Annotated in this window: 14 protein-coding genes; 11 read left to right on the top strand and 3 right to left on the bottom strand. The window is 35.2% G+C overall.

Annotated elements, in window-relative coordinates; translation table 11 throughout:
* The first annotated feature begins 2 nt into the window (after positions 1 to 2).
* Entirely contained in the window at positions 3 to 1,265 is a 1,263-nt protein-coding gene (gene ilvA, locus V7S50_RS29785; RefSeq protein ID WP_242251431.1) for a threonine ammonia-lyase IlvA, read from the top strand.
* Between the two features lie 90 nt (positions 1,266 to 1,355).
* Here ilvA and V7S50_RS29790 read toward each other — a convergent pair whose 3' ends face one another.
* Together V7S50_RS29790 and V7S50_RS29795 are read right to left on the bottom strand one after the other, a co-directional pair.
* On the bottom strand, positions 1,356 to 1,583 hold the full coding sequence (locus tag V7S50_RS29790; RefSeq protein WP_063222678.1) for a hypothetical protein: 228 nt from the start codon (positions 1,581 to 1,583) through the stop codon (positions 1,356 to 1,358).
* A gap of 52 nt (positions 1,584 to 1,635) precedes the next feature.
* Positions 1,636 to 2,739, bottom strand: a complete 1,104-nt coding sequence (locus V7S50_RS29795; protein ID WP_242251432.1) for a CapA family protein — start codon at positions 2,737 to 2,739, stop codon at positions 1,636 to 1,638.
* Positions 2,740 to 2,951: 212 nt separating this feature from the next.
* Between V7S50_RS29795 and V7S50_RS29800 the strand changes: the two genes are divergently transcribed.
* The 3 genes from V7S50_RS29800 to V7S50_RS29810 all read left to right on the top strand — a co-directional run bounded on the left by V7S50_RS29800 (position 2,952) and on the right by V7S50_RS29810 (position 5,920).
* Positions 2,952 to 3,668 (top strand): DUF554 domain-containing protein, encoded by a 717-nt coding sequence (locus V7S50_RS29800; RefSeq protein ID WP_242251433.1) that lies wholly within the window; start codon positions 2,952 to 2,954, stop codon positions 3,666 to 3,668.
* An 18-nt stretch (positions 3,669 to 3,686) separates the two neighbouring features.
* A complete protein-coding gene (locus V7S50_RS29805) occupies positions 3,687 to 4,538 on the top strand; it encodes a GNAT family N-acetyltransferase (RefSeq protein ID WP_242251434.1) in 852 nt (283 codons plus the stop codon).
* 167 nt (positions 4,539 to 4,705) lie between these two features.
* Positions 4,706 to 5,920: a multidrug efflux MFS transporter gene (locus V7S50_RS29810; protein WP_063222682.1), complete on the top strand. Its 1,215-nt coding sequence runs from the start codon at positions 4,706 to 4,708 to the stop codon at positions 5,918 to 5,920.
* A 48-nt stretch (positions 5,921 to 5,968) separates the two neighbouring features.
* On the opposite strand, the gene V7S50_RS29815 is transcribed toward V7S50_RS29810, so the two are convergent.
* Complete coding sequence (locus tag V7S50_RS29815; RefSeq protein WP_098557105.1) at positions 5,969 to 6,730, bottom strand: DODA-type extradiol aromatic ring-opening family dioxygenase; 762 nt, start codon at positions 6,728 to 6,730, stop codon at positions 5,969 to 5,971.
* Positions 6,731 to 6,937: 207 nt separating this feature from the next.
* Here V7S50_RS29815 and V7S50_RS29820 point away from each other — a divergent pair, with 207 nt between their 5' ends.
* From V7S50_RS29820 to V7S50_RS29850, 7 genes are all read left to right on the top strand, one after another.
* Positions 6,938 to 7,861 carry an alpha/beta hydrolase gene (locus V7S50_RS29820; RefSeq protein ID WP_242251435.1) on the top strand — a complete coding sequence of 308 codons (924 nt, stop codon included), beginning with the start codon at positions 6,938 to 6,940 and terminating at the stop codon, positions 7,859 to 7,861.
* A gap of 123 nt (positions 7,862 to 7,984) precedes the next feature.
* Positions 7,985 to 8,674 carry a 5'-methylthioadenosine/adenosylhomocysteine nucleosidase gene (locus tag V7S50_RS29825; protein WP_242251436.1) on the top strand — a complete coding sequence of 230 codons (690 nt, stop codon included), beginning with the start codon at positions 7,985 to 7,987 and terminating at the stop codon, positions 8,672 to 8,674.
* Positions 8,675 to 8,885: 211 nt separating this feature from the next.
* Positions 8,886 to 9,530, top strand: coding sequence for a LytTR family DNA-binding domain-containing protein (locus tag V7S50_RS29830; protein ID WP_242251437.1), 645 nt, complete (start codon positions 8,886 to 8,888; stop codon positions 9,528 to 9,530).
* A gap of 127 nt (positions 9,531 to 9,657) precedes the next feature.
* A complete protein-coding gene (locus V7S50_RS29835) occupies positions 9,658 to 11,172 on the top strand; it encodes a succinate CoA transferase (protein WP_242251438.1) in 1,515 nt (504 codons plus the stop codon).
* A gap of 236 nt (positions 11,173 to 11,408) precedes the next feature.
* A complete protein-coding gene (locus V7S50_RS29840) occupies positions 11,409 to 11,852 on the top strand; it encodes a GNAT family N-acetyltransferase (protein WP_242251440.1) in 444 nt (147 codons plus the stop codon).
* 27 nt (positions 11,853 to 11,879) lie between these two features.
* Positions 11,880 to 12,239 (top strand): YunG family protein, encoded by a 360-nt coding sequence (locus V7S50_RS29845; protein ID WP_242251442.1) that lies wholly within the window; start codon positions 11,880 to 11,882, stop codon positions 12,237 to 12,239.
* A 53-nt stretch (positions 12,240 to 12,292) separates the two neighbouring features.
* Positions 12,293 to 13,618 carry a bifunctional S-methyl-5'-thioadenosine deaminase/S-adenosylhomocysteine deaminase gene (locus V7S50_RS29850; RefSeq protein WP_242251444.1) on the top strand — a complete coding sequence of 442 codons (1,326 nt, stop codon included), beginning with the start codon at positions 12,293 to 12,295 and terminating at the stop codon, positions 13,616 to 13,618.
* Positions 13,619 to 13,749: the final 131 nt, after the last annotated feature.

The raw sequence follows: 13,749 nt of genomic DNA on the forward strand, positions 1-13,749 counted from the left end.
AAATGGTGCAGAAAGTAAAGGAAAGAGTGAAAATTGAAGATATCTTAATGGCTCATAATTGCATGAAAGACATCGTTATTAAAACACCGTTACAACGTGATACAGTTCTATCTGAGAAATATGATTGTGACGTTTATGTAAAACGAGAAGACTTACAATTGATTCGCTCCTTCAAAATTCGGGGTGCGTACAATTTAATTCAAAGTTTATCAAAAGAACAATTACAAAATGGTGTTGTGTGTGCAAGTGCTGGTAATCATGCACAAGGGGTAGCTTATACGTGTAATTTATTGAAGATTCCGTCAAAAATTTTCATGCCGACGACGACACCTAAACAAAAAGTATCACAAGTACAATTTTTCGGTGGTGATTTTGCGGAAATTGTATTAGTAGGTGATACATTTGATAGCTCTTTCCAAGAAGCACAGCGCTATTGTGAAGAAAATAGAATGACGTTTGTTCATCCGTTTGATGATCCGTATGTCGTTGCTGGTCAAGGAACAGTGGCAGTTGAAATTATGCATGATATGGAGAAATCGGTTGATTATATCTTTACAGCAATCGGCGGTGGTGGATTAGCATCAGGTGTTGGTACATATGTAAAAGGTGTTAGTCCTGCTACAAAGGTCATTGGTGTAGAGCCAATGGGAGCTGCATCTATGAAAGAGGCTTTTCTTCAAAATGAAAATGTCGCTTTGGAGAAAATAGATAGTTTTGTTGATGGGGCAGCTGTTAAAAAGGTAGGAAAGTTAACATTTGAAACTTGTAAAGATGTCATTGATGACATTGTTTTAGTACCAGAGGGAAAGGTTTGTACGACGATTTTAGAACTGTATAAGAAAAATGCAATTGTAGCAGAGCCTGCTGGTGCACTTTCTATTGCAGCACTTGATCTATATAGGGATGAAATTAAAGGTAAAACAGTTGTATGCACATTAAGTGGTGGGAATAATGATATTGATAGAATGCAAGAAATGAAAGAACGTGCTCTCATTTACGAAGGGTTAAAGCATTATTTCATCATTGAATTCCCGCAGAGGTCGGGAGCGCTAAGAGAATTTCTTGATAAAGGATTAGGACCAGAAGATGATATTACGCGCTTTGAATACATTAAGAAACATAATAAGGAAAATGGTCCAGCACTAGTCGGAGTAGAGTTAAAACATAAAGAGGATTATGAGCAATTAATTACTCGTTTTAAAGAAAATAATATTCAATTTGTGGAGCTTAATAAAAATCCTGTTTTGTTTGATTTACTTATTTAATAGAAGGAAAGGGTTAGCATACAGTTGTAATTGAAACAAAAAAGATAGATACAAGCAAGGGAAACGCTGCTTGTTCTATCTTTTTTACAATTAAACTAAATAATTTCCATATTCAAGAAGGATAAAGCTAGTTAACCAAAAGAGTATCGCAATACGAATGATTACATACATAGTGAATTCAAAAGTAGTAAGTTTTCGTTCTCGTTTTATTTTTTTTAGAAGTCTAACAGAGAAAACTGAACATAAAAGTAGAACCGCAATAGACATTTTATAAATGTTCTCTAACAAACTTACATTTTCTAATAAGTCTTTCAGCATGTTCATCACCTATTCTGTAAAGTATGTTACAGAGAAATAGATCTTGCGTTGTTTAGTTTCGTTTGTTTTTTATGTTCCCTGTATCATCAATTTCTACATCAATTGAAATTGTTTGTAAATATTGTAGAGCTTTTCTCTTTTCCTCCTCATTTACAGGGAAAATTTGATTATTACGAATGATGTAAGGGTTGAATGACATTTGGACATCCTTTCCTTTAAAAGTTAAAGTTAATACGCCAGTTTCGGCACTTTTTCCATTCACATAACTTGGGAATAAAAAGTTTCCTAACGAGTAGGCAATAGGAACGTTATTATAATATTCAAACCCTTGTAACCAATGTGGATGACTTCCGACAATCGCGTCGGCTCCTGCTGTAACCATTTTATTTACATATTGTTTTTGATAATCTACCGGACGATTTGATTTTTCGACACCCCAATGCATATAGACAATTAAATAGTCTGCATCTTTCTTTTGCTCTTTAATTGTTTTTGTTACAAGATTTAAATCATATCCATTCGCAACACCAGGTTTATTGTCATCAGCTACCCAAGTAAAATCAGGCATAAATCGGACGAAGGAAAGGAATTTAAATTTTTTTCCTTTTACAGTCATTTCTCGTGCGGTATATGCATCTTTTGCATTTTTTCCGGCGCCAATATAAGGGAACTTTAATTTTTCTACATGAGAGATTGTATCTAATAATCCCTCTTGACCATAATCAAGTGTATGATTATTCCCGATATTTACGATGTCATATCCAGTATTTTTAATCGCTTGTAGTGTGGATGGATCACTTTTAATCCAAAATAGCTGTCCAGGTGCTTTCTTTTCTTTCGTTGTAAATGCTGACTCTAAATTAACGAAAGAAATATCAGCTTTTTTTATTTCTTCTTTTACATGTTGGAATGGGTAGTCAGCTCCGTTTTTTTCGATTACCGGACGTAATTGCCAATCGAACATTGTATCACCAGAAAAGGTGAGTGTAATTTCCGGGTCTTCTATTTTCTTCTCGCTTGTTGAAGCAGTTTTGTTAGATTTGTTTTGGAAATCGGGTTTGTCGTTCGCTTTTGAAGTAAAAGAGTGGTTAATTAATACAACAATTGGTGTAATGCAAAAGGCTATTAACAAAAATCGTTTTAGTAAAGTTTTCATAAATACCTTCCCTTTTGAGTTTATCCCGCAATTAAATTAGCAATGAGTCTATAAAAAGTAATTGGTTTATGTGCAGATACAAAAAAATGCGGATTATGTAGTGAAAAACATTTGTTAATATTCTCAATATTAAGTTAACATATAGATAACCTGTAAATCAATGTATAAACCAAAATATAGAAATAAAGAATTAGAAGGGTGAAGAACGAGATATGGTTATATTAGGGGCAGTTGTAAATGGGATTTGTATTATATTTGGTACTTTACTTGGTAAATTATTTAGTAAGATTCCAGAAAGTATGAAGGGAACCATAATGCACGCAATCGGTTTAGCGGTTACTGTGCTTGGACTTCAAATGACATTAAAAAGTGAAAATTTTCTTGTTGTCATTTTAAGTTTAGTGATTGGTACTGTCATCGGAGAATGGCTACAATTAGAGGGAAAGTTAAAACTGTTAGGAGATTGGCTAGAACATAAAGTTGGATCGAAAGGAAAAGGAAGCATATCAGAAGGTTTTGTAACAGCTACTCTTATTTTTGCAATTGGTGCGATGGGGATACTTGGTGCACTTGACAGTGGGATTCGCGGAAATCATGATATTTTATTTACAAAGGCGATTATCGATGGATTTATTTCTATTATATTAACGACAACTCTAGGGATTGGCGTAGTGTTTTCAGCGATTCCAGTCATTTTATATGAAGGTGGTATTGCAGTTTTTGCAACACAAATTAATAGTGTTGTCCCGAAAGAATTAATGAATCAATTTATAGTGGAAATGACAGCTACAGGCGGTATTATGATAGCCGCTATTGGATTGAATTTACTAGGATTTATTAAAATTAAAGTGGCAAATTTACTTCCAGGTATATTAGTAGTTGGAATCATTGTTTCACTTATTTATAGTTACGGTTTAATAGTAAAGTAGTAGGGGATGGAGATACGTATGGAGGAATTTCAATTTACAAAACGTGTGCATAACATATTGAAGATTGCAGCAGAAGAAGCAGAATGTAATATCATTCAACCAGTTCATCTGTTTATCGGTATGTGTAAAGAAGGTACTGGCATTTGTGGCGAGTTGTATATGTATTTGTTTCGTAACATAGGTACGGATTTTTTAGAAAAACTTTCAATACAAAAACAAACTGATTTAACGAATCAAGAGTATAAAAAAATAGGGCAATATAAGTTATCTTATAAGATGCTAGAAGTTTTACAAATAGCGAAGAAACGTATGGAAAGTTTCCGGCAAGTATTAATGAATGAAGGACATGTTATATATGCACTATTTCGCACGGATACGTTTATTGAAAATCCACAAATACAAAAAGATATATTACGCATTATAGCTGAGCCAAGAGATTTAGCGGTCGATTTAAAATGTTTTGTTCCTACTTATAATCATTTAACTTGTCATGTTAGACAGGCTAACTCTTCTGATTTTGAAAAATTAGCAAGCTTTGTCAATGAGGAATTTGGTGAACGTTGGTTACATTCGGTAGCGTATGGGTTTCGTACATATAAAGAAAATTTACCTATTTACATAGCAGAACAAGAAGAAGTGATAGTAGGTTTTGCTTGTTATGATGTAGTGAGAGGAAAGAAGGGATTGTTTGGTCCGATGGGCACAGCGAAACAAAATCGTGTGAAAGGTGTAGGAAAGCAATTGTTACATCGTTGTTTACATAGTATGAAGCAAGATGGATATGCATATGCAATTATTGGACAAGCGGGTCCGATTGAGTTTTACGAGAGAAATTGTGATGCTCGTTTAATACCAATATTGGATAAGTAACCAACTCCATATATGGGAGTTGGTTTTATTATGAAAATAATGTAGAGATGTAGTGATTCTTACTGGAAAATAGCGGGTTTTGTAGTAAGTCTTACAAATAAAGCAAATTACTAAACTTTTTACAAGAAAGGGTGTAGAATGGGTATCGAATGAAAGAAGGTGTGAAAATGGCCAGCTGGAAACGAAATTTAATGATTTGTTGGCTAGGTTGTTTTACCACTGCGGCCGGTATGAGCCTAGTAATTCCTTTCTTATCTTTTTATATTGAGGAATTAGGGGTGACTGGCACTTCTAGTATTGCACAGTGGTCGGGACTGGCATTTGGTGTAACGTTTTTAATGGGTGCGATCGTATCACCGATATGGGGAAAGCTTGGTGATATACATGGACGGAAATTGATGCTGATTCGCGCGAGCCTTGGTATGGCGATTATTATGACGCTTATGGGGTTTGTAACGGATGTATATCAATTAGTCGCACTAAGATTTTTGATGGGAGCAGTATCTGGATTCCTTTCAACGGCGATGACATTTATTGCAGCAGAAACTCCGACAGAGCATTCAGGTTGGGCGATTTCCACAATTTCAACTGGTGGCGTGAGCGGTTCATTACTTGGACCATTACTTGGAGGCTATTTATCTGAATTGATTGGAATGCGCCATGTCTTTCTTGTTACAGGAGCTTTTTTATTCCTTTCTTTTCTAATCGTCTTTTTCTTCTTACATGAAGAAAATCACTCTGCCAAGGCAAAAAAAGCACAGCCGAAAAAAGTATGGACGATGGTTCCAGCAAAGCATTTAATTATTAGTTTATTTGTAACAACATTTATTATTCAACTTGCGAATATGTCAATTCAACCTATTATTACGTTATACGTAAAGAATTTGGAAGGGGCAGGGACATCTCATATCGAAATGATTGCAGGGGCAGTCATGTCAGCGACAGGGCTAGCAGTTATTTTGGCAGCACCAAGACTAGGAAGATTATCAGATCAAATCGGTCCTCAAAAAACATTAGTTGTAGCGTTGTTTGCTGCAGGAATTATCTTTATTCCGCAAGCATTTGTAACCTCAGCTTGGCAACTATTAATTCTTCGATTTTTATTAGGTATCGCACAAGCAGGATTATTACCTTCCGTACAAACTCTACTAAAACAACATACACCAACCCATGTAACGGGACGAATATTTGGATATAATCAATCGTTTCAGTTTTTAGGAAATATGATTGGACCAGTACTTGGTGGACAAATTGCAGCACATGCAGGATTCCAATATGTGTTCTTCTCTACTTCATCACTATTATTTATCGCGTGCATTTGGGTTTATTTTCATAATAAGAACGAAGAAGTATCAGAGAAACGACATTTGGAAGTTAGTTAACTAAGTGAATGAAAAAAGGATGAAGCAACGATTGCTTCATCCTTTTCTTTAAAATGTAAGACATAGATAACTTAATGTACCAAGCTCATAACTACGGTGAATGACTTCACCCTTATTATCACCACTTCCCATAGCGATAAATAAAGGAACAAAATGCTCTGCTCTTGGAACTGCTAATTGTGCATGAGGCGCACTGTTTTCCCAATTAAACAATGCATCTTTATCAGTAGTCTGCATATGTTTAATAATCCAATCATCGAATTCAATTGCCCATTGTTCGGGTGTGGTTTGATTCCATTTCAAAGCTCGTAAGTTATGAACGGTAACACCGCTACCGATTACTAAAATATCTTCTTGCCCAAGTCCTTTTAATGCTTCTCCAATCTTAAATTGTTCTTTTGCAGGAAGAAATGGATTAACTGATATTTGTACGACAGGAATATTCGCTTCTGGATACATACGATGCAGAAGTGTCCATGAGCCATGATCTAAACCTCTCGTCATATTATGATGGACTGGAATACCTTTATTTTTAAATTTTGTTTCTAGCATAGATGCAATGCTAGAAGAACCTTTTGCGCGATATTTAATTTCGTATAACTCAGGAGGAAAACCTCCAAAATCATAAATTGTTTCATATTCGTTATCTGAGGAGGAAATCGTTAATACTTCACTTTCCCAGTGAGCAGTAAAAATAACAATTGCTTTCGGTTTATATGTTTCTCCAAGTGTTTTTAAAAAGCGTGTATAATCTGTATCTTGAATAGCGAGCATTGGTGAACCATGTGCTAAAAATAATGATGGCATCATAATAGAAACCTCCTAAAAATATAATAGTTACTTTATGTAAGTAACTATATAATTTTATTTCCTATTCGTCAACATAATAGTTTGACAGCTAATCGATAAAGTGCGGCATTTGTCATAATGAAAGCAATTGCATATAATACATAATAAGAAAAATGAATGTATATTCATTTTTTTAATAGATACATAAAAGATTTGGGGGCTGACGAAATGAACGTACAGGAAAGTTTCGTTACGGCATTGGATGGATCGGAAATTTATCTACGCAAGTGGTTACCAGAAGGAGATCCGCGAGGGATTATTCAAATTGCACATGGTATGACAGAGCATGCAGGTGTTTATACTGACTTTATTGATGCGTTATTAGAAGCAGGGTATGGGGTTTATGCGCATGATCATAAAGGTCATGGGAAAACAGTAAAAAGAGAAGAAGATTATGGTCATTTTGAACCGGATATAGGATGGAATCAGGCTGTGTCTGATGTGGTCTTTGTTTCGGAAATGATAAAAGAAGAGCAGACATGTCCACTATTTATACTTGGTCATAGTATGGGGTCTTTTCTATCAAGACGAGCAGTGCAACTTCGAGGCGAATTATATGATGGTTTTCTTATTTCAGGAACTGGTGGGAGTCCAGGATTTTTAGGAGTCATTGGTCATAAAGTAGCAACAATCGAAATGAAATTACGCGGGGCAAAAACGAAAAGTCCGATGTTAAACTTTTTATCTTTCGGAAACTTTAATTCGAACTTTAAGCCAAATCGTACAAGTTTTGATTGGTTATCTTCAGATAATAATCAAGTTGATAAATATATTGCGGATCCGTTATGTGGATTCATTTGTACGACGAGTTTCTATCGAGAATTATTTTCTGGTGTATTAGAAGTAAATAAACTAGAAGAATACAAGAAGACGCCAAGCAATCTTCCAATACATATATTCTCTGGAGACCGTGATCCTGTTGGAGATATGGGGAAAGGCGTAAAAGAAGTATATGAAAACTATAAAAAATGTGGTGTGAAAGACGTGACACTACGTTTGTATGAAAATGGAAGACATGAAATGTTCCATGAAGTGAATAGAGATGAAGTATTTAAAGATTTGCTTTCGTGGTTAGATGCGCATAGTAGATAAGAAAGTTAAGCTCAAACTGTTTGTAGTTTGGGCTTGTATTTATATATTCGTTAGAGATAAGGACAAAGTGTTTTTTTTAATTGCTTCAAACAAATATAGAAATAGTTTCAAGGAGATGAATATATGAAATTTGGAATTATCGGCCCATCAGAAGATGAAATTATGCCATTTATTGAAGAGATGACTAATAAGGAAATAACGAACCTTGCGATGTTAACGTTTCATAGTGGGAAATATGAAAATGTGGAAGTTGTTGCATTGTATTGTGGTGTATGTAAAGTTAACGCAGCTATTGCAACTCAAATATTAATCGATAAGTTTGATGTAACTCATATTATTGTAACAGGTGTTGCAGGAGCGATTGATAAAGTATTGAAAATTGGAGATACAGTAATTTCAACAGAAATAGCATATCACGATGTTGATGAAGAGATCTTAACTGAATATCATCCATGGATGGAAAGTGTGTACTTTAATACAGATAGTACACTTCTTGAATTGAGCCGTGAAGTGATTGAGAACACTCAATTTACCCAAAATATTTATTTTGGAAAAGTTGTTACTGGGGAGGCGTTTATTAGTGAAAGCGGCCGTACAGAAATAATCTCTAAATACAATCCACTTTGTGTAGATATGGAAACTGCAAGTATAGCTCACGTCTGTTATGCAAATACAATTCCGTTTTTAGCAGTGAGATCAATAACAGATACAGAAGAAGCGTCTGGCATAGAAGTGTTTGAAGATAATTGTGTTTCTGCTTCTCATCATTCCATTCATTTTGTTAAGAAGTTATTAGCATTAGTGAAACAGTAAAGAAATATCGTATGAGAAGAAACCTCACTTTTTGAAGTGAGGTTTTTTAAGGTAATGGAGTAATAGTTGAGGAAACTATTTTTAAAATGTGATATAGCTTTGAAAGTTGTAGTTGCGATATTATAAGATGAACTTCTAATCACATTTTTTATACACGGCAACAGCTGTCTATTCATAATAGTAGTATAATAGTGAATGAGGTGTTAATAGAATGGAAGATAAAACATTAGGTTTACTACTAGATGTTGTTGGGGAATTATTTTCAGATGAAATTTCAATTGCTGTATCAAATACGAAAGAATATATATACTATCGGCCAAGTAAACGAATTGATTTAAAGATAAGCACCGGGGATCCTATTAAGGAAGGAACGATTGCTCATAAAGCAATGGTGACGAACCAAAAAACTTCTGAGTTTATTAATCGGGATGTTTTTGGTATTCCTTATCATGGGATGGCCGTACCATTTTCAAACAATGGAAAGCTTGAAGGGTGCGTGACGGCTATTTATCCAGCTTTATCGGATGGAAAGTCAGTCGTTACTTTAAAAACAACAGATGGCTGGATTCCGGTTCCATTTTCAAAGGTCATGTATTTAGAGGCGAAAGATAAAAAGACGTATGTGAATACAGAAGAGTTAACAGGAACACATAAATACTCGCTACAAGAATTCGAATACTTGCTTCCGAAAGATTCATTTATTAGATGCCACCGTTCCTTTATTGTAAATGTAAATCATATTAAAGCGATATATCCTGATACGCATTCTACTTTTGTACTTTCGATGGATAACGGAGAGAGGGTACCAGTTAGTCAATCATACGCCAGTTATTTTCGTAAGCTTCTAGGATTCTAAATTATTCTGCTTTAGAACCTAGATTCGCTGTTTTATCTGAATTTTCGGCATTGTATACTGAAATCCCTATTTGGATACTGTTAAAGTGTAAAATAATTATGAATATTCACAGGGAGAGGGATTACATATGGAGAATAATTTGGATAGAATTAGGGATCAACGTCTGAAAGATCACGTAGTTACACCTGAAGAAGCAGCTTCATGGATTGAAAGTGGAATGACTTTAGGCTTAAGTGGGTTTACACGTGCAGGTGATGTGAAAGCAGTCCCATTTGCGCTTGTAAACCGAGTTAAGAATGATAAATCTTTTAAAGTAAATGTGTATACTGGTGCCTCTTTAGGTTCTGATGTAGATAAATTATTTGCGGAAGCAGGAATTTTAGGGAAAAGATTGCCTTTCCAAGCAGATGCGACTATGCGAAAAGGGATTAATAATGGAGACTTTTTATTTGTGGATCAGCACTTGTCTCATACAGCAGAGTTACTTCGCGCTGACGTTATGGATGTAGATTTTGCTATTTTGGAAGCGGTTGCGATTACTGAGGACGGCATGATTATTCCAACGACTTCAATAGGAAATTCTTTAGCGTTTTCTTTAAATGCTAAGTCTATCATTATTGAAATGAATATGGCACAATCCGCGCAGCTAGAAGGACTACATGATTTATATGAACCAGGTAAACAAGGAGAAAGGCTTCCAATTCCAATTGTGAAAACGAATGATCGAATTGGAACGATTGGTATTCCTATCGATGCTGAAAAGGTGAAGGGGATTGTGTTTACGAACCAACTAGACTCGCCATCAACAATTGTTCCTCCGGACGAAGAAACTGTTATTATGGCACAGCATTTAATAGAGTTCCTTCGAGAAGAAGTAAAAGTGGGCCGATTAACAAATCGTTTAGCACCGTTACAATCGGGAATTGGTTCAGTGGCTAATGCAGTTCTTCATGGAATGTTAGATTCCGAGTTTGAAGATTTAGAAGTGTATTCTGAGGTTTTACAGGATGCGGTATTTGATCTTATGGATGCTGGAAAAGTCAATTTTGCTTCATGCTGTTCAATCACACTTTCTGAGGAGAAAATGCAAAAAGTATTTTCTAACTTTGAAAAATATCGTCACAAATTAATGATGCGCCCACAAGAGATTTCAAATCACCCTGAAATCATTCGTCGCCTTGGATTAATCTCGATTAATACTGCTTTAGAATTAGATATATATGGAAATGTAAACTCTACTCATGTTTTAGGTATAAAAATGATGAACGGTATCGGTGGTTCTGGTGACTTTGCAAGAAATGCCCGTCTAGCTATCTTTGTTACTAAATCGATTGCGAAAGGTGGTAACATTTCAAGTATCGTTCCTTTCGTTTCTCATGTAGATCATACGGAACATGATGTAGATGTTATTGTCACTGAACAAGGGTTTGCTGACTTAAGAGGACTTGCGCCAAGTGAAAGAGTGGAACTCATTATTGAGAATTGTGCACATCCAATGTATCGTGATCAGCTACGAGCTTATTACAAGGAAGCAAAAACAAGAGGCGGACAAACTCCTCATATTTTAGAGAAAGCTTTTTCTTGGCATACGAATTATGCTAAAAATGGAACGATGCTCGAAGCAGTAGTAGAAACTGTATAGGTGTGTATCGTAAGAAATAGAAAAACGAAAGACTGAGTTTGAAGATGAAATTTAGAAAAAGAGAACGCCAATTTTCAGAGATGGCGTTCTTTTTCTTTAAAAAAATTGTTACAAACCGTACTGATTATAATAAAGATTTATAAAAGTAATCTCTAATTTATAAAAATAAAAGGTTTTTTGAAGTGCTTTCCGAATCAATTTAGTAGTTTACATATCGAAGGTGGGGAGAAAGAATCATGAAGATAAGAGAAGCGTTATTTAGTGAAGCAAATGAATTAAGTGAACTCGCACTACATTCAAAAGCAACGTGGAATTATAGCGAAGAATTCATACTTGCTTGTAAGGAAGATTTAACAATTACAGAAGAGTATATAAATAATAATTTTGTATATGTTTTAGAAAATGATAATACGAAGATTGGTTTTTTCTCATTTTTACGCAATGATAAAGCTCTCGATTTCCTATACATTCATCCTCGTTACAAAGGGAAGGGCTACGGGAAAAAACTTTGGGAGTTTGTAATAGAAAAAGCAAATGAACTAGGGTTAAAAAGTTTTACGATTGATAGTGATCCAAATGCAAAAGGATATTACTTGAAAATGGGAGCAGAGTTAATAGGAGAGACACCATCCACTGTTTTTAAGGGTCGTTTACTGCCTCTTTTGAAATATGATGTGTAAAACTATTAATAGCAGGAGAAGATGAGAATGGATAATGTAAAGAGAAAGCAAATATGTGAAGCACTAATAAGATCGTGGTCGATTGAAACAAGCTCAAAGTGGACAATTGAGAATCCAGCAAAGGGACAATGTGGTGTTACAGCTCTAGTCGCTCAAGACATATACGGAGGAGAGATTAAAAAGACAAAAGTAAGAGAGGCGTGGCACTTTTATAACTGTATAGATGGTCAGCGCTTTGATTTTACAGAGGCTCAATTTAATGAAAAACTGAATTATACGGATGTAGAATCAAAGCGAGAAGAAGCATTTGCAGATACAAATGAAAAACAATATAGCATTTTGAAGAAAAAGATAACGAAAGAATTCAAATTATCTTTTGACTCTTAATCTTTAATAAGTTACTATAATGGTGGTAACTTATTAAAGGGAACTTCATAGAGTTGAAAGGGGAAATACTTTTGAAAACAACTTATGTAAACGCTACAATCGTAACGATGAATGAACAAAATGAAGTGATAGAAAATGGATATATCATTGTAGAAAATGATCAAATTATAGATGTAAATAGCGGGGAATTTGCTAATAATTTTGAAGTAGATGAAGTAATTGACATGAAAGGAAAGTGGGTTTTACCAGGGCTTGTAAATACACATACACACGTTGTAATGAGTCTCTTAAGAGGTATTGGCGACGATATGTTATTACAGCCGTGGCTTGAGACGAGAATTTGGCCACTTGAAAGTCAATTTACTCCAGAGCTTGCGGTCGCTAGTACGGAATTAGGATTACTTGAAATGGTGAAAAGTGGTACAACAGCATTCTCTGATATGTTTAATCCAATTGGAGTAGATCAAGATGCAATTATGGAAACGGTATCAAAGAGCGGAATGCGAGCTGCTGTTTCAAGAACTTTATTTAGCTTTGGAACGAAAGAAGATGAAAAGAAAGCAATTGAAGAAGCTGAGAAATATGTGAAGCGTTACTATAACGAAAGTGGTATGTTAACTACGATGGTTGCACCACATAGTCCATATACATGCAGTACAGAACTGTTAGAAGAGTGTGCACGTATTGCAGTAGAAAATCAAACGATGGTTCATATTCACCTTTCGGAAACAGAGCGTGAAGTACGTGATATTGAAGCACAATATGGAAAACGTCCAGTAGAGTATGCGGCAAGTTGCGGGTTGTTTAAACGACCAACAGTTATTGCACACGGTGTAGTATTAAATGAAGATGAGCGTGCATTTTTAGCAGAAAATGATGTTCGAGTAGCTCATAATCCGAATAGTAATTTAAAACTAGGATCTGGTATAGCGAATGTAAAAGCGATGCTAGAAGCAGGAATGAAAGTAGGAATTGCAACAGATAGTGTGGCATCTAACAACAATTTAGATATGTTTGAAGAAATGCGCATAGCAACATTATTACAAAAAGGTATTCACCAAGACGCAACAGCGTTACCGGTTGAAACAGCCCTTTCACTTGCGACTAAAGGAGCTGCTGAAGTAATCGGTATGAAACAAACAGGATCACTTGAGGTTGGAAAGTGTGCTGATTTTATTACGATTGACCCATCTAATAAGCCGCATTTACAACCAGCGGATGAAGTGTTATCACACCTTGTATATGCTGCAAGTGGAAAAGATATAAGCGATGTAATTATTAACGGAAAACGTGTCGTTTGGAATGGCGAATGTAAAACGTTAGATGAAGAGCGTATTATATTTGAAGCAAGTCGATATAAACGAGGTTTGCAAAGATAGGTATTTTTAGGATGTGGAGAAAGTCTTCTCCACATCCTGTTTTTGTGTGTGAACTTTTTTTATGTGTCGACATTGATAAAAAGAGGGAAAGGATAGATTTTTTATCAGTGTTGATTAATAAAACAGAAGAG

This window comes from Bacillus sp. CCNWLW194 (assembly GCF_037120585.1).
In the GTDB taxonomy this organism is placed as follows: domain Bacteria; phylum Bacillota; class Bacilli; order Bacillales; family Bacillaceae_G; genus Bacillus_A; species Bacillus_A basilensis.